We start from the raw sequence: 24,174 nt of genomic DNA, 5'->3' as shown, positions 1-24,174 counted from the left end.
CTTAAGTTTTTATAATTCCGTTTTCTAACAATTGATTACAACTTAATTTAATTTTATCTTCTAATAAAACAATAATATCATCAGAATGAGCTGCTGAGAAAAAACAATTTCTACCTTCCCAAATGTAAACCCCATTTAAAAGAAGATGATGGTAAAGTTCTTTATATTTCCCTGGTGTTACAAAACGAAATAAAGACCCAAAATGAACAATTGATAATTTAGGGAATTTTTCTTTAAAAAAAGCATTCATTCTAGCACAGAAATTTGTTGTTCTCATATTTATTTCAATCAATAACTCGCCTTTAGTAGAGTTTAAAATTTCTAATGTCTTTAATGAAGTTGCCATAGCTAATGGATGATGGCAAAATGTACCAGCCACAAAAGTTGCTTTTGCTTTCGGAATTGATTCATCTCCATATTGCCAGAAACCACCATCAATAGCGTCTAAAAATTTCGATTTACCAGCTACAATACCAATAGGTAAACCACCACCGATTACTTTTCCATAAGTAACAATATCTGCTTGTATATCAAACTTTTTTTGGCAACCCCCAATATCAATTCTAAAACCAGTAATTACTTCATCAAAAATAAGAGCAATATCACTTTGTGCTGTAATTTTTCGTAGTTCTTTTAAAAAATCAATGGGTTGAAAACTTGGGTTTCTGCTTTGAACAGGTTCAACAAGTACAGCAGCTATTTCATCTTTATTGTTTTTAATAAACTCTAGAGATTCATCAGAGCCATATTCAAAAAAATAGGATTCATTTAAAATATTTTGAGTAATTCCTGGAATAGATTCTTTGGCTATTTTGGTTTCTTGATCACTTTTTAAGGTAAGTAAAGAATCAAATGTTCCATGATAAGCTCCTTTAAAAAAAACAATACGATTTTTTTTTGTTGCTGCTTTTGCTATTCTTAGCGCAACCATAATTGCTTCTGTACCAGAATTAAAAAAAGCAACTCTTTCTGTCTTTGTAGCAATGGTAATTTTTTCTGCTAAAATTCCTGCTAAAGATGAAATTGGTCCAACAGACCAACTTTTAGTTAGTTGGTTTTCAATTTCCTTACGAATCGGTCGGTAATTATGACCAAAAAGAATAGAGCCAAAGCCCATGGTGAGATCTATATACTTATTATTGTCAATATCCCAAATAAAGGCTCCATCAGATTTGTCAGAAATTAAAGTGTAAATAAGCTCCTTCTTTTTTATTGTAAAACCTGCTGCATTTCTGTTTAAAGCAAAATATTGTCTGTAATTTTGTGTATGTTCTTTTGTAAGCGAGTTTTTTTGAGATAATTTATGACTCATAAATAGTATAATAATAGGTATATAATGTGATTTATATAAAAATCATGTTAATCGAGAGGGAATAGTGTGATAAAAATAAAAAGGAATAATAAGCGAATCAAGATTATTAGCTTTAATAATCAAGTTTTGCTAAATTAAGTTTTTTTACTTAAAGTATGTGTAAAAAGAAAGATATAGATTATTTCAACTTTTTCTTTTTGGTTTGCAACACCCAAGTTGCATTAAACCCAAAATGGAAATTACCATCTTTAGCATTAAAGTTATTTCTGGTTTGTGTAATAAAAGTATCCTCAGCAAAATTTCTGGCATTCGTCATTTGAAATTGGAGTAATAAATCGCCTATTTCCCAATTTACACCTACCATAAATACATTATAGGTTTCAATAGTTTTTAAAGGGTTTGCCACATAAAAATATTCAGAAACAATAGCCGCGTGATTGCTAATTTTATGTCTACCTCCAAAAGCAACCGCAAATTGATTGTTTGGATCGTTTGTTAACGAATTTTCTTCTCGGTGTATAAACGTAGGTGAAATTTGTAAGGATATGTCTGTATTTATTTTTCTAGCAATTAAAATTTGACTTGTAAAGGCATATTTATCTGAAGAACTTGTTGTTTGTTGGTAAATATTGCCATTGGTGTTTTCTACTTTTCGATGAGATAGGGCTTGTACTAAAGTTATACTAAAAGGCATTTTTTTAGAATTTCTACGTTGTTTAAGAAGTTTATATTTTAAAAATCCGTCTGTAATTTTATCGTGATTGGTATAGCCTAAGCCCACAGTAAAATTATCAGAAAAGGCATAATCTAAGCCATAACGTGTGCTTACCACATCAGCTAAAAAACGTTGTCCTTCAAAATTTGGGATGTTCCAATATCGGTTGTACAAAGAAAATTCTAAAGCACCTTTTTTACGTGTTTCTATGGCTTGCCCTAAACCAATTCGTGTGGTTTTAAATGTTGCAATTTCGTAAACGGGTTTATCAGGAAACTCGTCGTTCAATTTATCTAATAAGCTTTGTGCATTTGCTTTAAAACCCATCATTATAAAAAGTAACACAAAAAATTGAGCAATGTTTTTATTCTTCATAAGGCTGGTATTGAAATAAAAATTGAATAGAAATGGTTTTGGCAATATTACTTGCTAAAATTGGCGGAATTTTAATCTCAAAATCTTTTACTGAAATATCAAATTCTCCTGATAATATATAATTTCCATTGCTGTTTGCAATAGAAGCTTTAATGTCTAGTTCTTTTGTAATGCCGTGAATGGTTAATTGACCTCTAATTATTTTAGTTTGCTGTTCTTTTGATTTTGCATCAAAATCAATGATTTTACCTTCAAAATTAGCTTTCGGATACAAATCAGACTCAATATAACTTTCATTAAAATGCTCGTACATTAAATCTTTCTTAAATACGAAAGCACGCATTAACATACTAATGGCAATTTCTTCTTTTTCGATGTCTAAAATACTTAGTACTTGGTTATTTTTAGCTTCAATATTTTCAACAGAAGTATAACTAAAAAAAGAAATTTGGCCTTGCCTAGCAATAAATTGATTTTGTTTTACATCTAAATCAGCAAAAGAAAAAAACAGCAATAAGACTGGTAATATTTTATTCATTTGTTTCTTGTTCAATGGTACAGTTCAATAAAATAACATCTTTTAAATAACCTTTGCAAACGCCTTTTACAATGATATTTTGATTTTTATAGAGGTTTTTTATGTTGTTTTCTTGATTTTTGTTAAGGTCACAAATTACACCAAAATCTTTAGATTGCGTGTTTAAAATTATGGTTGTTCTATCATTTAAAAAAGTAATATCTTTTATAGTGCCCGTAATTTGTATAATTTTTCCAGAATACAATTGGTTTGCTTGGTCTTCATTAGTATTATAATTATTCAGTAAATTATTAGCACTGATGTTAATTTTGGCTTTTTTGTTTTCTAAACTTAAATTAGAAGAATGGGTAGTAGCACTCCATGCAAAGTACCCCACATAAACCAGGGCTGAAAGAATAACAATTATAAAAAACTTTTTTTGAGTTATCATGTACTCAAAGAAAATAAAAACTATTGTGTTTAGAAAACAAAAGCCATTGAAAAGGAAAAAAATAAGGTGAAGAGGAAGTTTTCTTTGTTAAAAAGAAAAGAATAGTAGTATATTTCGACTCTTAATATTCGTATGAAAAAAGATAAACTTTATTTTTTAACGTTTTTATCTATTGCTGCTATTTTTATGTTGGTAGCTTTTTTTGCATCTACATATTTTATAAAAGTTAGTGCAAACCAATTGATAGAAGTGCAAGTAGAATCTAGTAAAAGAGAGGCAAACGAAATCGCTAAACTTATCGATTTTCAACTCTCATCTGGTATAGAAAAAGACGCTATAGTAAAAAATATTCAAGCAATTATAGAAAATTCAAATTCAGATAATTGGTTTATAAGTGTTATGAATTGGGGAGGCAAAGAAGTTGCTAATCCAGATAAAACACAAGTTGGGCAGTTGGTAAATTCTAATCAAACTTTATTAGAATCTTTAAAAGAAAAAAATAATTCTGATGACTTATTTGATATTTTAGTAGCACATAGCAATTCTGCATCTTCAGAAATTATTTACATTGCTCCTGTAAAAAAGTCAGATTTAATTGTAGCAGCGAATGTAAATCTAAACAGTATTAAAAATCAGATGAGTGCTTTAAAAAATAATTTTTACCTTATTTTTTTGGTGATGGGAATTCTGGTAATTGTACTATCATTTCTAGCTGTACGTATTATTGGTAGTGCTTATGAAAAACAATTAGAGTTGAAAAATTCTACTTTAACATCCGAAGTTGTAAATCTATCTAAACTGAATACAGATTTGGTTTCTTATAAAGAAAAGGTAGCTGAAACCCCTGTTAACATAGAACCTGAAAAATCTACAGAAAAAGATAAAGACAAAGAAAAAGAACGGATACTTACCTATGTTAGAAACGAGTTGGTACCTGTTGCTATTAAAGATATTGCTTACGTTTATACAGAAAATACAATTACTTACGTAGTTTGTTTTGATGGTAAACGCTCTACTACAAATATGAGTTTAGACGATATGTATACCAATTTAAATTCCAGCTTATTTTTTAGAGCGAATAGACAATTTATTATTAGTATTACAGCTATAGACAAGATTATAAAATACGGTAATAGTCAGTTAAAAATAGTATTGCAATCTAAAACATCAGAAGAAATTATTATCAGTAAAAACAAAGCAGCAGAGTTTAAACAATGGCTTAATATGTAGTTTTTTTAATTTTTTTTGATAAAATTGTTATCCTTTAAACTCTTTTTTTTCCTTTTCAACTATTTTTATTTCCTTTTCGTACAACAAGATAGTTTATAAACTCCTTTATTTTAGTTACTTTGGTATATAATTTAAAAACCAACTAAAATGAAGAGCATCCATAAATTTAGAACATCGTTTTTGCTATTTTTTGTAATGGCATTGCTTTCGTCCTGTTTAACAAATGTAGATGAAGTGGAAGAAATTGATTTAGGTAATTTAAATCCTTGTGCAGATATTACGTTTACAACGCACATAAAACCTATTATTGATAGCAATTGTGTAAGTTGCCATAATGGAGGTCAGTTTCCTAATTTATCAACCTATAATGGTATAAGTGCAAATGCAGCAATTGTAAAAGAAGAAGTTGTAACCAAAAGAATGCCTCAAGGCAGCCCTTTGAGTGATGCTGATATTTTAGCAATAAGTTGTTGGGTAGATGCAGGAGCACAAAATAATTAAAATATATAATGATGAAATATAAAAAAATATGGATTAGCGCAGTTTGCCTGTTATTTTTAATACTGCATACTAGTGCTCAAGAAAGATATATTACAACTTCTGGTAAAATTAATTTTTTCTCTAAAGCAACATTAGAAGATATTACAGCCGATAATGATAAAGTGTCTAGTATTATAGACGCTACTACAGGAGATATGGCTATAAAAATTAGCATCAAGAATTTTGAGTTTAAAAAGAAATTAATGCAAGAGCATTTTAACGAAAACTATTTAGAGTCAGATATTTATCCTACAGCTATGTTTAAAGGTAACATTTTAAATTTTAATACCATGGATGAAAACTCTAAAGAATTTACGGTTAAAGGAAAAATTACAATTCATGGTGTAACTAAAGCTATAGAAATAAAAGCGAATTGCATTAAAACCGCAGATTTTATTAAAGTTTCTGGCAATTTTATGGTGGCCTTAGAAGATTTTAAAATTAAAATACCAAAAATTGTTTTCATGAAAATTGCAGAAAATATAAAAGTAACTTTCAACTTTAATCACAAACCATACAAGAAATAATAACTACCAAAGATGAAAAAAATACTACTAGCTGTTTTTCTATTTTCAATAAGTATTTCATTGTACAGTCAAGATGATTTGTTTAATATTTTAGATGAAGAAACTCCAGAAAATAAAACAGAAGATATTGTAACAGCTACCTTTAAAGGTACGCGAATTTTAAACGGCCATTCTATAGAAAATAGAAAAGACAAAGAGTTAGAGTTTATCATTTCTCATAGATTTGGTGCTATAAATTTAGGTTTTGACGAGTTGTTTGGTTTAGATCAATCTAATATACGTTTTGCTTTAGAATATGGTTTAACAGATAATTTAACAGTGGGTTTAGGTAGAAGCAGTTTCGAGAAAACATTCGACTCTTTTTTTAAATACAGTTTAGTAAAACAACGTAAAGGCGAAAAATCGTTTCCTGTGGCAATTTCCGCTTTTGGAAGTATAGCCGCTAAAACACAAGATGAAGAATTTCCTATAGCTGAAAGAACTTTTTCTGAAAACTTATCTTATGTTGGTCAGGTTTTGATTGCGAGAAAATTCAATCAATCTTTATCGTTACAATTAACACCAACCTATATTCACAGAAATACAGTAAGAGACGTTGCAGACCCTCATAGCATTTTTGCTGTAGGTTTTGGTGGAAGAATAAAATTGAGCAAACGCGTATCTTTAAATAGCGAATACTATTGGGCTTTTGATGAATCTACTTCTATTGATGCCAGAAATTCGCTTGCTTTTGGTGTAGATATTGAAACAGGAGGACATGTATTTCAGTTGATTTTATCGAATGCAATTACCATGATTGAAAAAAGTTTTATAGCTGAAAATACAGGTGATTTTTTTGGAGGAGACATTCACTTTGGCTTCAATATTTCTAGAACTTTTTAACACTTAACGCTTCTTTCTGCGAATGCAAAAAATGAATCAGATTGTATTTTTTATTCAGGTGAGATAAAATCAGTATCCTAAAAACGATGTTTGATAGAAATTATAAAGTGTAAAAAATAATGTAAACGCTGTTTTTACACTTTATTAAAATTATTAGAAACCCAGTTTTCGTATTGTAGGTTTTTAATTTTTTAAGTGAACATCCATTTACGATTTTTTAATGGAAGATTGGGTTTGTGTATACCAAACCCAACTCTTGTAAATTATAAATAGCAAAGCACCAATTTCGATACTACTGAAAAAAATATAATGCTGGCTATTTTTTCCTGTTGATAAACTACCAACCTGAATTATAATCATAAATATTGCAGCAATTATATTGATAATTTGATTGGTTTTAGCTTTTAATAGTACTGAAAGAATAATCATAAGCATGGGTATTTCCATAATTATAGAAAAACCTAAAAGAAATGATTCTGTAAATTCAATTCCATCAATGGTACCAGTTAAGAGTTCATTTAAAAACTTAGAATGATATAAAGAAAACACATCGCAAAAGATGTAGTTTACTGTTAAAAATACCCAAAGTAGCGATAGTAAATAGTTGTTTTTTTTCATTTTTAAAAATTAAATCCAAAATGTAAACCAGGTTCTGCAAAAAAAAATTTAGACCATTTATCGTCCATTTTTTTAAATTCAGTTGGCATTTTAGTATGATAAGGACGATGTGTTATGGCTAATGAAGGTTCTATAAAAAAGTTTGCTTTAAAAAGTTTAACGTGATAACCAATTCGATAGGTATTAAAAATTTGAAAACCAGTATCAATTTTTTGATCTTTTATATTTATAAAATCTTGCCAAGCATTCATTACGTGAAAACCTGCATAAAGTCCTTTCCAAAGGAATCTTTGATAGGCTAAGGCAAATCCTTTTTCTCTAATAAAACCAGGGAAATTTTCATTGGGGTCAGATTTTGATTTACCATAAGGGATTCCTAAAGGTTCAAAATAACGCCATGTTTTTAACTCTAAAGAAATGGCATCTTTTTCAGTAATTCTGTATCCAATATTTAATTGTGCATAATCAGGACGTTCTTCGGAGTCTAAATTCATTAATACAAATGCGCTACTTCCTATAAAACATCGTTTTGTTTGTATTTCTTTTATAGTGTATTGCGCATTTATAATTAGAGAAGTAAAAAGTAGAAAAATTAACAGTGAAATGGATTTGGTTTTATGCATCATTTATTTTTTTTGATGCAAATTTACATTTCAAGAAAAGTTAAAAACGTTCACTTTAGTTAAGTAAACCAATTATCTCTCGTCATTTTTTAAAATTCTTGCTTTTATTCTGCTTAAAGATTGTGGTTTTATCCCTAAAAAACTTGCTAATTGATGTTGAGGAATTCGTTGAATTAAATCAGGTCTATTTTTTAATAAATTTTTATAGCGTTGTTCTGGCGAAGAAATTTTAAATTTATCTAAGTCAATTTGTTTTTTAGTTAAAAGTTTTTCTGAAAGAATTCTGCATAGTGATTCAAATTTTGGGAATTTTTCAAACATTTCAGCTTCCATATCAGCGTTAGAAATTAAGATTATAGTATCTTCTACACAATTTAAATAATATTCAGAGGGTTTATTATTAATTACACAGTGAGGAGTAATACCTTCAGTTTCGGTATAGAAATTTGTTGTTTTTTCTTCTCCATCAATAATATAGTAAGAACGAACACAGCCTTTTAAAACAAAATATCCTTTATTAGATATTTGTCCTTCTTTTAGAAGAATTTCTCCTTTTTTAAATGAATGAAAAATATTTAGCAAATCAATTGCATTTTTTTCATCTTCATTTAATTCTATATGCTCTGATATGTAATTTATTAATAAATTTTTCATTTTTTAGACTTTTATTTACAAATTGTAGTCAAAATATTTTAGGAGTAGTTACCATTGACAAATCTAAATATTTTAAAAAATAAATATCTAATCCAAAACCTTTATTTCCACTTTATACAAATTCTTGAAAATATCAAAAATTGCTTTCGCCTCTTTTTTTCTAATAGAGATGGTATATTCACAAGTCAATTCTAATTTTTGAGCAGTAATCGTAATGTTTTTCTCTTTGATGATGCGCATTACTTTGTTCATCATATCATAATTAAAACTAATCTTGTAAAAAACAGCAATGGTTTTTTCTACAATTTCAGAAGCTTCCAAAGTTAATTGAGCAGAAGTTTTATACGCATTAATTAAACCACCAACACCTAATTTTGTGCCTCCAAAATAACGTACAGAAACTACCAAAATATTGGTGACTTCAAAAGATTGAATTTGCCCATAAATAGGTAAACCAGCAGAATTATTTGGTTCACCATCATCATTTGCTCTGTATTTAATATCTTCAATACCAATTTGATACGCATAACAAAAATGACGCGCTGAATGATGTTGTTTGCGTAAAATTTCTAAACAAGTTTTTACATCATCCTCATTAAAAACAGGAAAAGCATAGCCAAAAAACTTACTATTTCTATCTTTAAATAGCGTTTCTTTAGAGGGGTTTAGAATGGTTTTGTAACAATCTTCCATATTCAATTTAGTAAAAAATAGTGTAAGAATAAATTTAAATTTTAGTTAGAGCCAAGGATACATAAATTTTAAACTCATCTAAAAAAGAATTACTGAAAAATTCAAGAATTCGTGGCAAAAAATAAGAATTAGATTTAAGCCAAAGCTACAATTACAATTCCTAAAATAGCCAAAGCCACACCAATTTTATTTTTTAGGCTGAATTGTTCTTTAAACAAAAGAATACCTACAAGAGTAGAAACGATAACAATACCAACATTATTAATGGTAAATAACGTAGAACTTTCAAAACCTTCTGTTTGCAAAGCTTTAATTAAAAATATGATAGAAAAATAATTAGGAACTCCCAAAACAATACCAGCAATGATGTTTTTTAAGCCAAAGTTTTCTCTTTTTTTAATGGCTTTAATTATCAAAATTACAGCAGCAATAAAAGCGGCAATTCCAAATAAACTTCCAGAAAAGATAGAAACATCATTTTTAGGTACATAAGTAACTTCTACATATTTTAGAATGGTATCTATAGCTCCAGAGCCTAAAAATAATAGAATGGGTAATAACAAGCCAGCTTGCTTAGAGGCTTTTTTATCTTCTTTAACAGAAGCTAAATAAACAGCAATTAGTGCAATTAAAATTCCGAGTACTTTTAAAAATGTTATGGATTCATCATATAAAAAAACACCAAAAAAAACAGGAATTACTACAGACATTTTTCCTGCTACAGAAGTTACAGAAACGCCGTTTTTTTGAGCAGTCATTGCCATTACAAAAAATACGGAAACAAATAAAACTCCCAAACATAAAGCTCCTAAAAACCAAGGTTGATTTGGGATTTCTAACACAGAAAAATTTCGTTCTGCAAAAGTAAAACCCATAATAAAAGCAACAATGTAATTGATGAAAATTGCTTTTAGAACATCAACCTTATAAATGCCAAAATATTTAAAAATAACAAATAATCCTGTAGAAATTAGGATGCTGAGTATTAAGTAAATCAATCGAGTTTGTTTTTTAAAAATAACTCAGTTACGTCATCCTGATTCGGAATCAAATTCCAAGTCTGTATGCCTAATGTGTTTGCTGCATCTGTATTTTCTTGTAAATCGTCTACAAATAAAGTTTCGTTAGCAATTAAGTTATTTTGGTTGATTACAAATTCATAAATTTCTACATCTGGTTTTCTAAAATGGATTTCGTGCGATAAATAAAATTGCTCAAAACAGTTTTTAAACTCATTAAAAAAGGCTTCACCAACAGAATTTATAACCGATTTTATGTGTAAATCATTGGTGTTACTCAATAAAAACAGTCTGTATTTTTTACTTGTGGCTAGTTTTTTTAAAAAATCTAAACGCTCTCTTGGAAAATCTAACAAAACAGCATTCCAAGCCTCAACTAATTTGTCATTAGGAATTCTAAATTTCTCATGAAAAAAGGATATAAATGCGTGAGTAGTCATCAATCCTTTTTCATAGTTTTGATATACTTCCATCATTTCTGGAGTAATTTTAGTAACGCCCAAATTAGCCATTGCTTTATAGGTGCCTTGTTTGTCTAAGTTGATAAAAATATCTCCAAAATCGAAGATGATGTTCTTAATCATTTGTATAAATTTTTAATGTATCGTTTTTTATTTTTTCTTCGGATGTTATTTTTGCTGATAAAATAGGCGCTTTTATTCCGTTTTTAAACACATTTTCTCCAATAAAAACAAACGCTTCATCCCATAAATTGGCAACAATAAATGTCTGTAAAGTTTGTGTACCACCTTCAATAATTACAGATTGGATGTTGTGTTTTTGTAAAACTTCACAAATTTGTTCAGATATATTTTTAGTGAAGTCAATAGTTTCAAAAACCAAGTTTCGTCTTTCGTCTTTTGTCTTTTGTCTTTTATCTTTTAGAACAATCGTTTTCACACTCCCATCAAAAACATTCAAATTTTCAGGAATTCTAAGATTGGCATCCAAAACAATTCTTATTGGATTGTTGCCTGTCCAACTTCTTACATTTAATGAGGGATTATCAGCAATAACTGTATTTGTACCCACTAAAATAGCATGTTCTTTTGCTCTTAATTTATGAACTAATTGTTGCGAATATTTGTTGGAAATCCAAATTGGAGCCTGAATATCCTTTTCTAATGGAGCAATAAAACCATTTTGAGTTTCAGCCCATTTTAAAATAATATGGGGTCTTTTTTTATTCTGATTGGCAAAAAATCGTTTGTGATGTATTTTACATTCCTCTTCTAAAACACCCACAATTACATTAATTCCAGCTTTTTGTAAACATTCAATTCCTTTTCCTGCTACTAAACTATTGGTGTCTAAACAACCAATTACCACATTTTTTAATTGATGTTTTACCAACAAATCTGCACAAGGAGGTGTTTTGCCAAAATGCGAACAAGGTTCTAAAGTAACATAAATGGTTGCTTCTTTTAAAAGCGCTTTATTTTCAACGGCATTTACAGCATTCACTTCTGCATGATTGCATCCATAACTAGAAGTAAAACCCTCGCCAATAATTTTATGTTGATGCACAATAACAGCACCAACAGAAGGATTTGGTCTGGTAGTCCCAATTCCATTTTTTGCTAGTTGCAAACATCTTTTTATGTAAAATTCGTGAGTAATAATAGTAGGTTTTTAGGGTAAATAGATTTTTAAAGTTTAATTTTTATATTTTGGGTAATATCTAAAGGATAATCACTAGAATACCCAAAAACTTTATATTGTAAATTTCCTTTAAATTGTATTTTAACAGATTTATTAAATACCGAATTTAATAAACCACCTAAGATTCCGTTTTTGTGATTTTCAAAAATTTTTCTAGTCGGAATTACCACTTTTAGAGGAACTGTAAATTCATTTCTTGCAGGAACTTCAAATAAATCAGAAGAAACTAAAGCAACTTCAGTATCATTAACCATTACTTTAATTTCATCAGTAGCTATTTTGCCACCAACATCATTTGGGTTTTGAAAAAAGGCATCTGCCTTTAAACGTATAGTATCTGCTTTTACACTAATTAATTGTAGATGGTCAATTTTTATAAAAACTGGTTTTTTATTAACAGAACAACTAAAAGCTATTATACATAAAACAAAAAAATAGAATGTTTTTTTCATTAAAAATCATTTAAAAAATAGGTAACTTGCTCTTGCAAAAATACAGTAATAAATGACAAGTGAAGATTTTATCATAAGAGAAATAGCATCTAAAGACAATTCGCAATTGGCTAAAGTAATACGTAGTGTTATTCTAGAAATGGGTGCACCTAAAATTGGCACTGCTTATGAAGATAAAGCTACAGACCAAATGTTTGAAACTTATCAAAAAGAAAAGGCAACATACTTTGTAGTAGAATACAATAATGAAGTAGTTGGTGGTGCAGGAATTGCACAATTAGATAATTTTGAGGGTAATATTTGCGAGTTGCAAAAAATGTATTTTTTACCAGTTGCTAGAGGCATAGGGTTAGGAGCAAAACTGATTGCTGTATGTTTAGAAAAAGCGAAAGAATTTGGTTTCGAAAATTGTTATTTAGAAACTTTACCCTACATGAAAGCAGCAGTAAAACTATATCAAAAATATGGTTTTAAAAATTTAAATGCGCCCATGGGTAATACCAGCCATTATTCTTGTAATGTTTGGATGATTAAGAAAATTTAATTTGATGTTATACTATTTTTTAGGCAGTTTACATCTTATTTTATTTTGTTGGGCATTCTATAATATTTTATATTTTGGGGTTAAACCTTCAAAATCTTTAAGCTGGATTTTAATTACATTATTCTTTCCGTTTTTAGGCGTGCTATGCTTTGTTATTTTCGGAATTAATAGAAGAAAAATTAAATTTTTTGAACTAAAAGAAACAAAAAAAAGAAAGGATTTTATTAAAAAAACTATAAAATCGCAAAAGAATCTTAACACTAATTTTTTTGACACCAACAAGCAAAAAAAGATTTCTCAATTAATTTACAGCACTACGAATGCTACTGTAGAAGAAAATAATGAGGTTACCCTCTTAAAAAACGGAAAAGAAACTTTTGAAGCATTATTTGCAGCCTTAAAAAGTGCTGAAAAATTTATTCATTTACAGTATTTTATTTTAGAAGAAGGGCAGATACTCAATAAAATTATCAAACTTTTAGAAGAAAAAAGAAAACAAAATGTAGAAATTAGAATTTTATACGATTCTATAGGAAGTTTTCATTTAAAGAAAAAAACAAAACAAAAACTTAAAAATATTGGTGTAGAGTTATATCCTGAAACACCATTTAAATATGGGTCTTTTATTTTTTCATTAAACTTTAGAAATCATCGAAAAATAGCAATTATCGATAATAAAATTGGCTTTACAGGTGGTGTAAATATTTCTGATGAATATATTACAGAAAATACAGATTTGGGCATTTGGCAAGATGCACATTTACAAATAAAAGGTAGTGGGGTTCATTCAATTCACAAATCTTTTTTAAACGATTTTTATTATGCATCCTATAAAAACCTAACCAATACCAAAAAATACACATCAACATTTGCTACTAAAGGCGATACAAAACTTCAAGTAGTTGCTAGTGGGCCAGATTATAATCAATCAGTTGTAATGCAACAATATTTAAGTTTTATAAATTTAGCAGAAAAAAGTATTTGTGTCTTAAATCCTTATTTTGTGCCAACATTTTCAATTTTAGAGGCTTTTAAAATTGCGGCTTTAAGTGGCATAGCAGTAACATTGTTATTGCCCAAAAAAACAGATTCTAAGATTGCAACCTATAGTATGTATTCTTATTTTGAAAGTTTATTAGAAGCAGGTGTGCAAATTTATTTAAGAGATGATTTTTCTCACAGTAAAGTTATTTTTATTGATGATGAAATTGCTTCTGTAGGCTCAACCAATTTTGACTGTAGAAGTTTTGAACACAACTATGAATTGAATGTAATTTTATATGATGATAAAATTACAGCCGAAATTAGGCAAGAGTTTGATGAAAGAAAAAATAAAGCCACTCAAATTCATTTAGAAACATTTAATAAAAGATCTATCAAACAAAAAACCTTAGAGCGTTTGTGTCGTTTTTTAAGCCCATTATTGTAGTATTATGAAATTAAAACAATTCAAAATATTTTTTACTGAAGAACTCTCAGTAATATATCCAAGTACAGAAATAGATACTTTTTTCTTCATTTTAATAGAAACGTATTTAGGTTTAGAAAGAATTGATACTGTTTTGAAACCCAATTTTATAATTGATGAAGATAAATTGTCTATACTAAAAGCGGTTTTACAAAGATTAAAGAAACAAGAGCCCATACAATATATAATAGGAAAAACAGAGTTTTATGGATATCCTTTTTTAGTTGATGAAAATACGCTAATTCCAAGGGCAGAAACTGAAGAATTAGTTGAATGGACGCTGGAAGAGATAAAAGTCAAAAGGCAAAAAATAAAAGATAAAGCAGGTAAATGCTTACAAATATTAGATATTGGTACAGGTTCTGGCTGTATACCCATTTCGTTGGCTAAAAATTTATCTAACGCTACTATTTCTGCAATAGATATTTCTTCGGATGCTTTAAAAGTGGCAGCAAAAAATGCGACTTTAAACAAAGTAAATATCAACTTTATTGAATGTGATATTTTAAACCTGAGTAAACTAGATTGTAAATATGATATCATCATATCAAACCCTCCATATGTTAGAGAATTAGAAAAAGCTGAAATTCAAAAAAATGTTTTAGAAAACGAACCACATTTAGCCCTTTTTGTTGATAACAATAATCCTTTAATTTTTTACGCTAAAATAGCTGAACTCGCTAAACAACATTTGTCTAAAAACGGAATGCTTTTTTTTGAAATCAATCAATATTTAAGTAAAGAAACTGTAGCACTTCTTAAACAAAAGGGATTTCAAAACATTAAATTACGAAAAGATTTGTTTCATAATTATAGAATGATAAAAGCTACATTATAGCACGAATGCTAAAACCCTAAACTTACCAATAAATGGCTTGGACATCTTGTAGGTTTTAAAGTTTTACGATTCATAAAAGCCAAAACAGAATGTCCAGTACAAATCAATTCGTTATTTTGGTTAGTAATTTTATAGTCAAACGCAATTTTTACCATTGGTTTTTTAACTAAAATAGTTTCTATGGTTAAAACATCATCATAAATTGCAGATTTAATAAAATTACAGTTTAAAGAAATTACTGGCAGCATTATTCCATTCAATTCCATATCTTTGTAACTTACCCCAAGTTTTCGAAGCCACTCAGTTCTGCCCAGTTCAAAAAACTGTGCATAATTTCCGTGATAAACCACTCCCATTTGATCGGTTTCTGAATAACGTACTCTAGTATTTACGAATGAATTTTTTAACATATTAAGTATAATATTTTATGCCATTCTACGTAAAAAATAATTAATAATCAATAGCAAATAGATTTTTTTATACTGTTTTTTATTCACATTTTTGTAGTGCTTTAGAAAAAGGGTATAAAGGTCTATATAGCCTAACAATTTAATCAAAAAATCACTTAAATAATTCATGAATAACACTGCTGAATCCGTTTGGACTGAATGTTTGACCTTTATAAAGGACAATATTAAGCCTCAAGCCTACAAGACCTGGTTTGAACCAATAAAACCGGTGAAACTGTCTGGTGAAGCATTGACGATTCAAGTACCAAGTAAATTTTTTTACGAATGGTTAGAAGAGCATTACATTAAATTATTACGTGTTGCATTAGTAAGACAATTGGGCAATGAAGCCAAGTTGATTTACGATGTTAAGATGGAAAATAATTACAGCAGCAATAGGCCTCAAATCGTAAAAATACCAAGTTCTAACAGAGACCCGTTAAAACCGCAAAGAGTTACAGTACCCTTAGATTCTAGTAAAAGAGAGTTACGAAATCCGTTTATTATTCCTGGGTTACAAAAGGTTAAGATTGAATCTCAATTGAATCCTAACTATAGTTTTAATAATTTTATAGAAGGAGACTCTAACAGGTTGGCACGTTCTGCTGGTATGGCAGTGGCTAATAAACCAGGTGGAACTTCATTTAATCCTTTACTAGTATATGGTGGTGTAGGTTTAGGAAAAACACATTTGGCACACGCAATTGGGGTTAATATTAAAGATAAATATCCAGATAAAACAGTTTTATACATATCTTCAGAAAAATTTACACAACAATTTATAGATTCTGTAAAGTCGAACACAAGAAATGATTTTATTCATTTTTATCAAATGATTGATGTATTAATTATTGATGATGTTCAATTTTTATCTGGTAAAGCTGGTACTCAAGATGTTTTCTTTCATATTTTTAATCATTTGCATCAAAATGGGAAACAGGTTATTTTAACCTCTGATAAAGCACCTGTAGATATGCAAGATATAGAACAACGTTTATTATCTAGGTTTAAATGGGGTTTATCTGCAGAACTACAAGCACCAGACTACGAAACTAGAATATCTATATTGCAAAATAAATTGTACAGAGATGGTGTAGAAATGCCAGATGATATAGTAGAATATGTTGCTAAAAATATAAAATCTAATGTTAGGGAGTTAGAAGGTGTTTTAATTTCTATGATTGCACAAGCTTCATTCAATAGAAAAGAATTTTCTATAGAGTTGGCCAAACAAATTGTAGATAAGTTTGTAAAAAATACCAAAAAAGAAGTTTCTATAGATTACATACAAAAAGAAGTATCAAAGTATTTTGATATGGATGTAGCTACATTACAATCTAAAACACGTAAACGCCATATTGTACAAGCGCGTCAATTGGCAATGTATTTTGCAAAAAGATTAACAAAAACATCTTTAGCAAGTATTGGTAACCAAATTGGGCAAAGAGATCATGCAACTGTTTTACATGCATGCAAAACTGTAGACAATCTTACTGAAACAGATAAGCAGTTTAAAAAGTATGTAGATGATTTGACAAAAAAATTAACGTTTTAACTGTTTAAATTTTTTAGTTCATAATTTTTTTTAGTGCTTTATTAAAACAATTAAATTCTACATTGCTATGAAAAAAATACTAATGGTTTGTTTGGGCAACATCTGTCGTTCGCCATTGGCACAAGGTATTTTAGAATCTAAAGTTAATTCAGAAAATGTTTTTGTTGATTCTGCTGGTACAGGAGCATATCATGTGGGTAATTTGCCCGATAAAAGATCTATTAAAGTAGCTAAAAACAACGGAATAAATATTACAAATCAAACAGCAAGAAAGTTTGAAGTTTCAGATTTTGATGCATTCGATTGTATTTATGCTATGGACGAAAGCAATTGTCAGCATATTTTAAGGTTGGCTAGAAGTGATGAAGACAAAAGTAAGGTGTATTTAATTTTAAATGAGTTGCATCCTAATAAAAATCAATCAGTACCAGATCCATATTATGGTGGTGTACAAGGTTTTGAAAACGTATACAATATGTTAAACGATGCCTGTGATGTTATTGCATCTAAATTGTCTTAAATTATTTGTAATTTAGTATTCTAAAATTTTAAAATGACTGGTAAATTATACTTAATCCCCACCACTTTAGGTGAAGAAACTGAGCCTTTAGAGGTAATGCCTTTATCAGTAAAAAAAGTAATAGAACAAATTGACTATTATATTGTTGAAAATGAAAAATCAGCAAGAAGGTTTATTAAAAAAATATCTCCTAAAAAGCAACAACCCAATTTAACCATAAAGTTGTTAGATAAGTATGCAGTAGAAGAGGAAACACAAAAATACCTAGATGTTTGTGCTCAAGGTTTTAATGTGGGCTTACTTTCAGAAGCAGGTGTACCTGCAATTGCAGATCCAGGAGCTAGTATTGTAAAATTAGCACATCAAAAAAATATAAGAGTGGTACCTTTAGTAGGGCCAAGTTCTATTTTAATGGCAATGATGAGTTCTGGTTTTAATGGACAAAATTTTGCTTTCAATGGTTATTTGCCTATTGATAAAGGAGATAGAAAAAGAAAAATAAAAGACTTAGAGCGTTTGGCTAGAGATAAAAATCAGTCTCAAATTTTTATTGAAACACCTTATAGAAATGAAAAAATGTTTGCCGATTTAAAATCAACACTTTCTCCTCAAACTAATTTGTGTGTTGCTGTAGATATTACACTGCCTTCGGAATTTATTAAAACAATGTCTATTAAAGACTGGAAGAATCAACAGCCTAATTTGCATAAAAAACCTGCTATTTTTATTATTGATAAATAATTAAATAGTTGCTTTTCTGTCTGCAATTATTTTAGAAACGTCGTAGTTGGCAAAGCGTTTCATATAATGTTGAATTGTAGCACCATAGGCATCTGAAAAACGAATCTCTCCATTACTTCTTAAGAACTTTTTTACGTTTCCAGCACCACTTAAATGTGCAGCCGCTAATATCCCAGATTCAGTAATTTTAATTCCGTTAATGGTTTTACCTGCAGATCTTTTAATGTCTTTTCTTAAAATCCATTTATTCACACTACATAAAGCTGCAAAAGCTTTTTCTTGCAATTCATGGCTTTTTAAAAAGGCATGGGTATCATAAATTTTAAATCGCTCTAATGTAGTTCTACCAAATTGATATTTGCCCAAATAGCCTAAAGTATTCACAACTCTATATCTTCCTTGCGATTCTTTAAAAGCAACAGCCTCTTTAAAAGCAATAAAATTTCTTTCTAAATATGGTATGTTATAATCTACATATTTAGGTAACGAAACTTCTTTTTTAATGACTTTTACTTTGGTAGTTGTACTATTACCAATTTTAGTTGCACTAACTAAAAGTAAAGTCAAACTTGCTAAAAATAAAAACTTTTTGATCATACTAATCCTTTTGTTTTACGACCGCAAATCTAAAACATATTTTGAGTTTATTGACTATCAGTGCTTTAATTTCGCTAAAATTGTAAATAAGCTCGATAAAGTGTGAAAATTTTAAGAGAATTGGATTACTAAATCGTTTCTTTTTACGAAATGATTAATGAAATGATGAGTATTTAGGTTAAAATAAAGTAGATTTTTTAACGATTAACACCTTGTTTATTTAACCAGCTATGATATTTAGCAGCATTTCTATTATGTTGCGCTAAGCTTTTAGCAAATTTATGATAGCCAAGTTTGTCAGTATTAACACACATATAAAAGTAATCGTGTTTTTCAGCATTTAATACAGCGTCAATAGTATTAATATCTGGCATTCCAATAAGGCTAGGAGGTAAGCCTCTATTTATATATGTATTGTAAGGCGAATTAATTTTTAAATCTACAGTTAATACCCTTTTTACAATATAATCTTGTCCCTTAACTTCTTTAATTGCATATATTATAGTTGGGTCAGCCTGTAATGGCCATCCATTATTTAATCGGTTTAAATACAAACCAGCAACAATTGGTCTTTCTTCTTTTTTGGCAGTTTCTTTTTGCACTATAGAGGCTAATGTAATTACTTTACTCTTAGATAATTTTAAAGCCTTTGCTTTTTGTAGCCTGCTATTATTCCAAAAATGATGATATTCTTTTAAAAGTTTATCTCTAAATTTATCTGCAGAAACCGTCCAATAGAATTCATAGCTATTAGGGATACATATTTGTAAAACCGACTTTTCAGTGAGTTTGTTTTTTTCTAAAAAATCAGAATTTGTAAAAGATTGTACAATTTCAGTAGAATCTATAGCCAATTGCTCGCTTATTCTACTTGCAAACTTCTCTAAAGTATCTTGATTATTAAACGAAATTTTTAACGGAGTTTGATTTCCACTGCGCAACATATTTACCAAATCATTATTAGACATTCCTTTCTTTAATAAATAACGACCTGTTTTTGGTTCAGAAAAATTCTTTTTTGCTGAAACCCATAAAAAAGTATTCGGGTTTTTAGAATAATCCGCTATTTTTTCTTTAACATCTATTAAGTTGTCAGAAGACTTTATATAAAGTACATAATCAACGGTAATTGCTGCACCAAATATTTTTTGATAATAGTTGTATCCTAAAATTCCTCCTAATAAAAAAAGGAAACCCAAAATGTATATAATTTTTTTAGTCAATGTGTTTAAATTTCTTGTGATGTTGCAAAATTACTCTTTTATCAATTGAAATAAAATTTCATCTTTATATTTTCCTTTCGCAAATATCCAATCTTTTTTAATACCAATTGGTGTAAAGTTATGTTTCTTAAATAAAGAAATACTTTTAGAATTGTCAGAAGTAATGTTCGCATATAATTGATGTAAATTCAAATAAGAAAATACATAATCAATCAATATAGTTAATGTTTCAGAAGCAAAACCGTTGTTTTGATAATAAGGGTGTATCAAAATACCAACTCCAGCTCTGTTGTGTTGAGGATTAAAATCGAATAAATCAACCATTCCTATTTGTTTTTTATCAGATACTTTTTCTATAATAAAACGAAATTGTTTGGTTTCATAGATATCTAAGTGAGCATTTTCTAAATATTGTTTTAAAACATATCTAGAAAAAGGAGTTTGTGTATGGCTTACTTCCCAAAAAGATTCATTGTTCTCAATAGGATATAAAAATTCCAAATCTTCTGGTTCAATAGGTCTCAAACATAATTTTGATCTACATAAAGACATTTACTTTTCTTCTTAAAGATGATTTCTCAAATATAAGTTGAATTTTTCAAGTGATTTTATTTTATTATTGATTAGTTAAAGAGATTACTTAAACAACAAGTTACTTTAATTGTTACTAGAATGATTTAGATTAGAGTTGATTTGTTTTACGTGTGATTTAGTTTTTTTGATAAAGATGCGTAAAGATTAGGATTGATTTTTTTTATGGTTTTAAGAATATGAAGATATTTTATAATATTATATTGATGATTATTATGAGGTATTGAACTAAAACTAGGTAGCCATATCAATTATAAAGAAGGTTTTTAGGGTGCCATTATGTTTTTTAAAGAGCTAGATATTGATTTATATCTGGGATGAATTTAGTTTTAGTATGTTTATTTGAGGTATAATTTCAAGTTTTAAGGTAAATATAGAAGATCACTTGCGATTTATGTCTAGTGTTTTTAGAGATGGTTTATGCAGTTTATGTCTATGTCTATCAAGATGTTTTAGTTTGGGTCTAGGTTTATTAGCTTTGTAAGCTTAAAAAAGCTTATTTTTTTTAAAATGTAAGGTATTGTTTTAGAGAGATTTAATTTATGGATTAAAAATAAAATCAAAAAAGGTTGTAGAAATAGTTGTGAGATTAAAAAGGAGTTGTATATTTGCACCCGCTAAGCGAAAAACGAGAAACGATTTAGTTTTAAGTTATACAATTTTAGCGACAGTTCATTGAAAGATTTTTGTAAGTTGGGTTAGTTTTTAAAAAACAAGATTGTTTATTTTTTTAAAAAAATAAATACATTTTTATTAGGATTAAATAAATAACTTGTAGTATCTTTGCAGTCCGAATTTTTCGGAAAAAAAGTTCAAGTTTTTAAGGTTAAAAAATAAATAAAAAAATAATTTTAATTTTTATTGTCAGAATTAAAAAAGTTTATATATTTGCAGCCGCTAACACAAATAGCAAAAACGTTCAGAGAAATTTTGGAATGATAATTAAAAAAATCAGATAGTTCGATTCTATCGTTTCTACAAAGTTGGATAAAGTAATTAGGTTGAAAAAGATTTAATTTATGAGTTCAACAAGTTCATTGAAAATATTGAAATTGACAGCGTAAACAAAGAGTAGAATAACCGCATTAATTTATTAATGTAATTCTTTTGAAACTTATTCATTAAAATATTTAAGATATACAATGAAGAGTTTGATCCTGGCTCAGGATGAACGCTAGCGGCAGGCTTAACACATGCAAGTCGAGGGGTAACATTGTGCTTGCACAGATGACGACCGGCGCACGGGTGCGTAACGCGTATAGAACTTACCTTTTACAGGGGGATAGCCTTTAGAAATGAAGATTAATACCCTATAGTATTGAGAATTGGCATCAATTTTTAATTAAAGATTTATCGGTAAAAGATAGCTATGCGTCCTATTAGCTAGATGGTAAGGTAACGGCTTACCATGGCAACGATAGGTAGGGGCCCTGAGAGGGGGATCCCCCACACTGGTACTGAGACACGGACCAGACTCCTACGGGAGGCAGCAGTGAGGAATATTGGGCAATGGAGGCAACTCTGACCCAGCCATGCCGCGTGCAGGAAGACTGCCCTATGGGTTGTAAACTGCTTTTATACAGGAAGAAACACTGCTACGTGTAGCAGCTTGACGGTACTGTAAGAATAAGGACCGGCTAACTCCGTGCCAGCAGCCGCGGTAATACGGAGGGTCCGAGCGTTATCCGGAATCATTGGGTTTAAAGGGTCCGCAGGCGGTCAATTAAGTCAGAGGTGAAATCCCATAGCTTAACTATGGAACTGCCTTTGATACTGGTTGACTTGAGTCATATGGAAGTAGATAGAATGTGTAGTGTAGCGGTGAAATGCATAGATATTACACAGAATACCGATTGCGAAGGCAGTCTACTACGTATGTACTGACGCTCATGGACGAAAGCGTGGGGAGCGAACAGGATTAGATACCCTGGTAGTCCACGCCGTAAACGATGGACACTAGTTGTTGGGATTTATCTCAGTGACTAAGCGAAAGTGATAAGTGTCCCACCTGGGGAGTACGATCGCAAGATTGAAACTCAAAGGAATTGACGGGGGCCCGCACAAGCGGTGGAGCATGTGGTTTAATTCGATGATACGCGAGGAACCTTACCAGGGCTTAAATGTAGTCTGACAGCTTTAGAGATAGAGTTTTCTTCGGACAGATTACAAGGTGCTGCATGGTTGTCGTCAGCTCGTGCCGTGAGGTGTCAGGTTAAGTCCTATAACGAGCGCAACCCTTGTCGTTAGTTGCCAGCATGTAAAGATGGGGACTCTAACGAGACTGCCGGTGCAAACCGCGAGGAAGGTGGGGATGACGTCAAATCATCACGGCCCTTACGTCCTGGGCCACACACGTGCTACAATGGTATGGACAATGAGCAGCCATCTGGTAACAGAGAGCGAATCTAGAAACCATATCACAGTTCGGATCGGAGTCTGCAACTCGACTCCGTGAAGCTGGAATCGCTAGTAATCGGATATCAGCCATGATCCGGTGAATACGTTCCCGGGCCTTGTACACACCGCCCGTCAAGCCATGGAAGCTGGGAGTGCCTGAAGTCGGTCACCGCAAGGAGCCGCCTAGGGTAAAACTGGTAACTAGGGCTAAGTCGTAACAAGGTAGCCGTACCGGAAGGTGCGGCTGGAACACCTCCTTTCTAGAGAAAGATGGTGAGTTACAAAAGGTAAATTTTACTCTTTGCTGTTAATTTTAAAATATAAGAATATCAAAGCTATTATAGTCTCGTAGCTCAGCTGGTTAGAGCGCTACACTGATAATGTAGAGGTCGGCAGTTCGAGTCTGCCCGGGACTACAAATTTTGATATTTTAAGGAAATTCTAGAAGTGGTTATTCACCCTAATTAGTCGGCTCACGACTGCAGACTGAGAACTGTGGACTGCCAACTAGAAAAATGGGGGATTAGCTCAGCTGGCTAGAGCGCTTGCCTTGCACGCAAGAGGTCATCGGTTCGACTCCGATATTCTCCACAACGGTCAATTTAAATATAGACCACAAGTTCATTGACATATTGGTAAAATGATATCGTAAGAATCAAAAAGATAGAGAATTTAAAATAGAGATATTTTAAGTAAATTTTATAAAAATATAAAAGAGCTCGTTGCAGTAGAGATACTGTAGCAAAAAGTACAATAAGTTAAGTAAGGGCGTATGGCGGATGCCTAGGCTCTCAGAGGCGATGAAGGACGTGATAAGCTGCGAAAAGCTACGGGGAGGGGCACATACCTTATAATCCGTAGATATCCGAATGGGGCAACCCACTATGTTGAAGACATAGTACCGAAAGGGGCAAACCCGGTGAACTGAAACATCTAAGTAACCGGAGGAAGAGAAAACAAAAGTGATTCCGTTAGTAGTGG

Annotated in this window: 26 protein-coding genes, 2 tRNA genes and 2 rRNA genes (1 of these 30 only partly in view); 14 read left to right on the top strand and 16 right to left on the bottom strand. The window is 30.2% G+C overall.

All coding sequences use genetic code 11. The features are described from left to right. Position 1: 1 nt before the first annotated feature. The 4 genes from SJY27_RS04735 to SJY27_RS04720 form a co-directional block, all read right to left on the bottom strand. Entirely contained in the window at positions 2 to 1,312 is a 1,311-nt protein-coding gene (locus SJY27_RS04735; RefSeq protein WP_397447113.1) for an aminotransferase class III-fold pyridoxal phosphate-dependent enzyme, read from the bottom strand. Between the two features lie 178 nt (positions 1,313 to 1,490). Then, a complete protein-coding gene (locus SJY27_RS04730) occupies positions 1,491 to 2,402 on the bottom strand; it encodes a DUF5777 family beta-barrel protein (protein WP_397447112.1) in 912 nt (303 codons plus the stop codon). Then, complete coding sequence (locus SJY27_RS04725) at positions 2,392 to 2,940, bottom strand: YceI family protein (protein WP_397447111.1); 549 nt, start codon at positions 2,938 to 2,940, stop codon at positions 2,392 to 2,394. Before SJY27_RS04725 ends, SJY27_RS04730 begins: the two co-directional genes overlap by 11 nt. Further along, positions 2,933 to 3,370 carry a hypothetical protein gene (locus SJY27_RS04720; RefSeq protein WP_397447110.1) on the bottom strand — a complete coding sequence of 146 codons (438 nt, stop codon included), beginning with the start codon at positions 3,368 to 3,370 and terminating at the stop codon, positions 2,933 to 2,935. The genes SJY27_RS04725 and SJY27_RS04720 overlap by 8 nt, the downstream gene beginning before the upstream one ends. A gap of 132 nt (positions 3,371 to 3,502) precedes the next feature. On the opposite strand from SJY27_RS04720, the gene SJY27_RS04715 reads away from it, so the two are divergent. The 4 genes from SJY27_RS04715 to SJY27_RS04700 all read left to right on the top strand — a co-directional run bounded on the left by SJY27_RS04715 (position 3,503) and on the right by SJY27_RS04700 (position 6,549). Next, on the top strand, positions 3,503 to 4,600 hold the full coding sequence (locus SJY27_RS04715; RefSeq protein WP_397447109.1) for a LytR/AlgR family response regulator transcription factor: 1,098 nt from the start codon (positions 3,503 to 3,505) through the stop codon (positions 4,598 to 4,600). Between the two features lie 147 nt (positions 4,601 to 4,747). Then, on the top strand, positions 4,748 to 5,101 hold the full coding sequence (locus SJY27_RS04710; protein ID WP_397447108.1) for a c-type cytochrome: 354 nt from the start codon (positions 4,748 to 4,750) through the stop codon (positions 5,099 to 5,101). 11 nt (positions 5,102 to 5,112) lie between these two features. Further along, the gene (locus SJY27_RS04705) at positions 5,113 to 5,667 is read left to right on the top strand and encodes a YceI family protein (RefSeq protein WP_397447107.1); all 555 of its coding nucleotides are present in this window, start codon (positions 5,113 to 5,115) and stop codon (positions 5,665 to 5,667) included. Positions 5,668 to 5,679: 12 nt separating this feature from the next. Then, positions 5,680 to 6,549, top strand: coding sequence for a DUF5777 family beta-barrel protein (locus SJY27_RS04700; protein ID WP_397447105.1), 870 nt, complete (start codon positions 5,680 to 5,682; stop codon positions 6,547 to 6,549). A gap of 207 nt (positions 6,550 to 6,756) precedes the next feature. Here SJY27_RS04700 and SJY27_RS04695 read toward each other — a convergent pair whose 3' ends face one another. From SJY27_RS04695 to SJY27_RS04660, 8 genes are all read right to left on the bottom strand, one after another. Continuing rightward, positions 6,757 to 7,167 (bottom strand): DUF6326 family protein, encoded by a 411-nt coding sequence (locus tag SJY27_RS04695; RefSeq protein WP_397447103.1) that lies wholly within the window; start codon positions 7,165 to 7,167, stop codon positions 6,757 to 6,759. A 2-nt stretch (positions 7,168 to 7,169) separates the two neighbouring features. Further along, positions 7,170 to 7,793 carry a hypothetical protein gene (locus tag SJY27_RS04690; RefSeq protein WP_397447101.1) on the bottom strand — a complete coding sequence of 208 codons (624 nt, stop codon included), beginning with the start codon at positions 7,791 to 7,793 and terminating at the stop codon, positions 7,170 to 7,172. Between the two features lie 69 nt (positions 7,794 to 7,862). Next, positions 7,863 to 8,444 (bottom strand): Crp/Fnr family transcriptional regulator, encoded by a 582-nt coding sequence (locus tag SJY27_RS04685; RefSeq protein WP_397447099.1) that lies wholly within the window; start codon positions 8,442 to 8,444, stop codon positions 7,863 to 7,865. A gap of 87 nt (positions 8,445 to 8,531) precedes the next feature. After that, the gene (locus SJY27_RS04680; RefSeq protein WP_397447098.1) at positions 8,532 to 9,137 is read right to left on the bottom strand and encodes an IMPACT family protein; all 606 of its coding nucleotides are present in this window, start codon (positions 9,135 to 9,137) and stop codon (positions 8,532 to 8,534) included. Positions 9,138 to 9,271: 134 nt separating this feature from the next. Next, entirely contained in the window at positions 9,272 to 10,135 is an 864-nt protein-coding gene (locus SJY27_RS04675; protein ID WP_397447097.1) for an EamA family transporter, read from the bottom strand. Further along, on the bottom strand, positions 10,132 to 10,740 hold the full coding sequence (locus SJY27_RS04670; protein WP_397447096.1) for an HAD-IA family hydrolase: 609 nt from the start codon (positions 10,738 to 10,740) through the stop codon (positions 10,132 to 10,134). The genes SJY27_RS04675 and SJY27_RS04670 overlap by 4 nt, the downstream gene beginning before the upstream one ends. Beyond that, entirely contained in the window at positions 10,733 to 11,779 is a 1,047-nt protein-coding gene (ribD, locus tag SJY27_RS04665; RefSeq protein WP_397447897.1) for a bifunctional diaminohydroxyphosphoribosylaminopyrimidine deaminase/5-amino-6-(5-phosphoribosylamino)uracil reductase RibD, read from the bottom strand. Before ribD ends, SJY27_RS04670 begins: the two co-directional genes overlap by 8 nt. A 26-nt stretch (positions 11,780 to 11,805) precedes the next feature. Beyond that, on the bottom strand, positions 11,806 to 12,270 hold the full coding sequence (locus SJY27_RS04660; RefSeq protein ID WP_397447094.1) for an LEA type 2 family protein: 465 nt from the start codon (positions 12,268 to 12,270) through the stop codon (positions 11,806 to 11,808). Positions 12,271 to 12,322: 52 nt separating this feature from the next. Here SJY27_RS04660 and SJY27_RS04655 point away from each other — a divergent pair, with 52 nt between their 5' ends. The 3 genes from SJY27_RS04655 to prmC are packed head-to-tail and all read left to right on the top strand — an operon-like array spanning position 12,323 to position 15,120. Further along, positions 12,323 to 12,814: a GNAT family N-acetyltransferase gene (locus tag SJY27_RS04655; RefSeq protein WP_397447093.1), complete on the top strand. Its 492-nt coding sequence runs from the start codon at positions 12,323 to 12,325 to the stop codon at positions 12,812 to 12,814. Between the two features lie 4 nt (positions 12,815 to 12,818). Beyond that, positions 12,819 to 14,243 (top strand): cardiolipin synthase, encoded by a 1,425-nt coding sequence (cls, locus tag SJY27_RS04650; RefSeq protein WP_397447092.1) that lies wholly within the window; start codon positions 12,819 to 12,821, stop codon positions 14,241 to 14,243. A gap of 4 nt (positions 14,244 to 14,247) precedes the next feature. Beyond that, on the top strand, positions 14,248 to 15,120 hold the full coding sequence (gene prmC, locus SJY27_RS04645) for a peptide chain release factor N(5)-glutamine methyltransferase (protein ID WP_397447090.1): 873 nt from the start codon (positions 14,248 to 14,250) through the stop codon (positions 15,118 to 15,120). 8 nt (positions 15,121 to 15,128) lie between these two features. On the opposite strand, the gene SJY27_RS04640 is transcribed toward prmC, so the two are convergent. Further along, on the bottom strand, positions 15,129 to 15,530 hold the full coding sequence (locus SJY27_RS04640) for an acyl-CoA thioesterase (RefSeq protein WP_397447089.1): 402 nt from the start codon (positions 15,528 to 15,530) through the stop codon (positions 15,129 to 15,131). Between the two features lie 166 nt (positions 15,531 to 15,696). On the opposite strand from SJY27_RS04640, the gene dnaA reads away from it, so the two are divergent. The 3 genes from dnaA to SJY27_RS04625 all read left to right on the top strand — a co-directional run bounded on the left by dnaA (position 15,697) and on the right by SJY27_RS04625 (position 18,385). Then, positions 15,697 to 17,124: a chromosomal replication initiator protein DnaA gene (dnaA, locus tag SJY27_RS04635; protein WP_397447088.1), complete on the top strand. Its 1,428-nt coding sequence runs from the start codon at positions 15,697 to 15,699 to the stop codon at positions 17,122 to 17,124. A 67-nt stretch (positions 17,125 to 17,191) separates the two neighbouring features. Continuing rightward, entirely contained in the window at positions 17,192 to 17,644 is a 453-nt protein-coding gene (locus tag SJY27_RS04630; RefSeq protein ID WP_397447087.1) for a low molecular weight protein-tyrosine-phosphatase, read from the top strand. Positions 17,645 to 17,677: 33 nt separating this feature from the next. Next, complete coding sequence (locus tag SJY27_RS04625; RefSeq protein ID WP_397447086.1) at positions 17,678 to 18,385, top strand: SAM-dependent methyltransferase; 708 nt, start codon at positions 17,678 to 17,680, stop codon at positions 18,383 to 18,385. Here SJY27_RS04625 and SJY27_RS04620 read toward each other — a convergent pair whose 3' ends face one another. The 3 genes from SJY27_RS04620 to SJY27_RS04610 form a co-directional block, all read right to left on the bottom strand. Further along, positions 18,386 to 18,982: a peptidoglycan-binding protein LysM gene (locus tag SJY27_RS04620; protein ID WP_397447085.1), complete on the bottom strand. Its 597-nt coding sequence runs from the start codon at positions 18,980 to 18,982 to the stop codon at positions 18,386 to 18,388. It lies immediately after the preceding gene. A gap of 197 nt (positions 18,983 to 19,179) precedes the next feature. Next, positions 19,180 to 20,181: an endolytic transglycosylase MltG gene (mltG, locus tag SJY27_RS04615; protein ID WP_397447084.1), complete on the bottom strand. Its 1,002-nt coding sequence runs from the start codon at positions 20,179 to 20,181 to the stop codon at positions 19,180 to 19,182. 54 nt (positions 20,182 to 20,235) lie between these two features. Beyond that, positions 20,236 to 20,757: a GNAT family N-acetyltransferase gene (locus tag SJY27_RS04610; RefSeq protein WP_397447083.1), complete on the bottom strand. Its 522-nt coding sequence runs from the start codon at positions 20,755 to 20,757 to the stop codon at positions 20,236 to 20,238. Between the two features lie 1,178 nt (positions 20,758 to 21,935). Here SJY27_RS04610 and SJY27_RS04605 point away from each other — a divergent pair. The 4 genes from SJY27_RS04605 to SJY27_RS04590 all read left to right on the top strand — a co-directional run. Next, positions 21,936 to 23,453, top strand: a 16S ribosomal RNA gene (locus SJY27_RS04605). Between the two features lie 82 nt (positions 23,454 to 23,535). Beyond that, positions 23,536 to 23,609: transfer RNA gene (locus SJY27_RS04600), tRNA-Ile, on the top strand. A 101-nt stretch (positions 23,610 to 23,710) separates the two neighbouring features. Beyond that, positions 23,711 to 23,784, top strand: a tRNA-Ala gene (locus SJY27_RS04595). 160 nt (positions 23,785 to 23,944) lie between these two features. After that, positions 23,945 to 24,174: ribosomal RNA gene (locus SJY27_RS04590) — 23S ribosomal RNA — on the top strand (it continues 2,638 nt past the right edge of the window). The 16S and 23S rRNA genes sit together here with 2 tRNA genes alongside, the layout of an rRNA operon.

Source organism: Polaribacter sp. R77954 (genome assembly GCF_044595335.1).
Taxonomy (GTDB): domain Bacteria; phylum Bacteroidota; class Bacteroidia; order Flavobacteriales; family Flavobacteriaceae; genus Polaribacter.
This window is presented reverse-complemented; position numbering and strand designations above follow the sequence as displayed.

Excerpts from the sequence above, each read along its gene's own strand:
- SJY27_RS04735 (WP_397447113.1), bottom strand. The coding sequence starts at position 1,312 with ATGAGTCATAAATTATCTCAAAAAAACTCGCTTACAAAAGAACATACA.
- SJY27_RS04730 (WP_397447112.1), bottom strand. The coding sequence starts at position 2,402 with ATGAAGAATAAAAACATTGCTCAATTTTTTGTGTTACTTTTTATAATG.
- SJY27_RS04725 (WP_397447111.1), bottom strand. The coding sequence starts at position 2,940 with ATGAATAAAATATTACCAGTCTTATTGCTGTTTTTTTCTTTTGCTGAT.
- SJY27_RS04720 (WP_397447110.1), bottom strand. The coding sequence starts at position 3,370 with ATGATAACTCAAAAAAAGTTTTTTATAATTGTTATTCTTTCAGCCCTG.
- SJY27_RS04715 (WP_397447109.1), top strand. The coding sequence starts at position 3,503 with ATGAAAAAAGATAAACTTTATTTTTTAACGTTTTTATCTATTGCTGCT.
- SJY27_RS04710 (WP_397447108.1), top strand. The coding sequence starts at position 4,748 with ATGAAGAGCATCCATAAATTTAGAACATCGTTTTTGCTATTTTTTGTA.
- SJY27_RS04705 (WP_397447107.1), top strand. The coding sequence starts at position 5,113 with ATGAAATATAAAAAAATATGGATTAGCGCAGTTTGCCTGTTATTTTTA.
- SJY27_RS04700 (WP_397447105.1), top strand. The coding sequence starts at position 5,680 with ATGAAAAAAATACTACTAGCTGTTTTTCTATTTTCAATAAGTATTTCA.
- SJY27_RS04695 (WP_397447103.1), bottom strand. The coding sequence starts at position 7,167 with ATGAAAAAAAACAACTATTTACTATCGCTACTTTGGGTATTTTTAACA.
- SJY27_RS04690 (WP_397447101.1), bottom strand. The coding sequence starts at position 7,793 with ATGATGCATAAAACCAAATCCATTTCACTGTTAATTTTTCTACTTTTT.
- SJY27_RS04685 (WP_397447099.1), bottom strand. The coding sequence starts at position 8,444 with ATGAAAAATTTATTAATAAATTACATATCAGAGCATATAGAATTAAAT.
- SJY27_RS04680 (WP_397447098.1), bottom strand. The coding sequence starts at position 9,137 with ATGGAAGATTGTTACAAAACCATTCTAAACCCCTCTAAAGAAACGCTA.
- SJY27_RS04670 (WP_397447096.1), bottom strand. The coding sequence starts at position 10,740 with ATGATTAAGAACATCATCTTCGATTTTGGAGATATTTTTATCAACTTA.
- SJY27_RS04660 (WP_397447094.1), bottom strand. The coding sequence starts at position 12,270 with ATGAAAAAAACATTCTATTTTTTTGTTTTATGTATAATAGCTTTTAGT.
- SJY27_RS04655 (WP_397447093.1), top strand. The coding sequence starts at position 12,323 with ATGACAAGTGAAGATTTTATCATAAGAGAAATAGCATCTAAAGACAAT.
- cls (WP_397447092.1), top strand. The coding sequence starts at position 12,819 with ATGTTATACTATTTTTTAGGCAGTTTACATCTTATTTTATTTTGTTGG.
- prmC (WP_397447090.1), top strand. The coding sequence starts at position 14,248 with ATGAAATTAAAACAATTCAAAATATTTTTTACTGAAGAACTCTCAGTA.
- SJY27_RS04640 (WP_397447089.1), bottom strand. The coding sequence starts at position 15,530 with ATGTTAAAAAATTCATTCGTAAATACTAGAGTACGTTATTCAGAAACC.
- dnaA (WP_397447088.1), top strand. The coding sequence starts at position 15,697 with ATGAATAACACTGCTGAATCCGTTTGGACTGAATGTTTGACCTTTATA.
- SJY27_RS04630 (WP_397447087.1), top strand. The coding sequence starts at position 17,192 with ATGAAAAAAATACTAATGGTTTGTTTGGGCAACATCTGTCGTTCGCCA.
- SJY27_RS04625 (WP_397447086.1), top strand. The coding sequence starts at position 17,678 with ATGACTGGTAAATTATACTTAATCCCCACCACTTTAGGTGAAGAAACT.
- SJY27_RS04620 (WP_397447085.1), bottom strand. The coding sequence starts at position 18,982 with ATGATCAAAAAGTTTTTATTTTTAGCAAGTTTGACTTTACTTTTAGTT.
- SJY27_RS04610 (WP_397447083.1), bottom strand. The coding sequence starts at position 20,757 with ATGTCTTTATGTAGATCAAAATTATGTTTGAGACCTATTGAACCAGAA.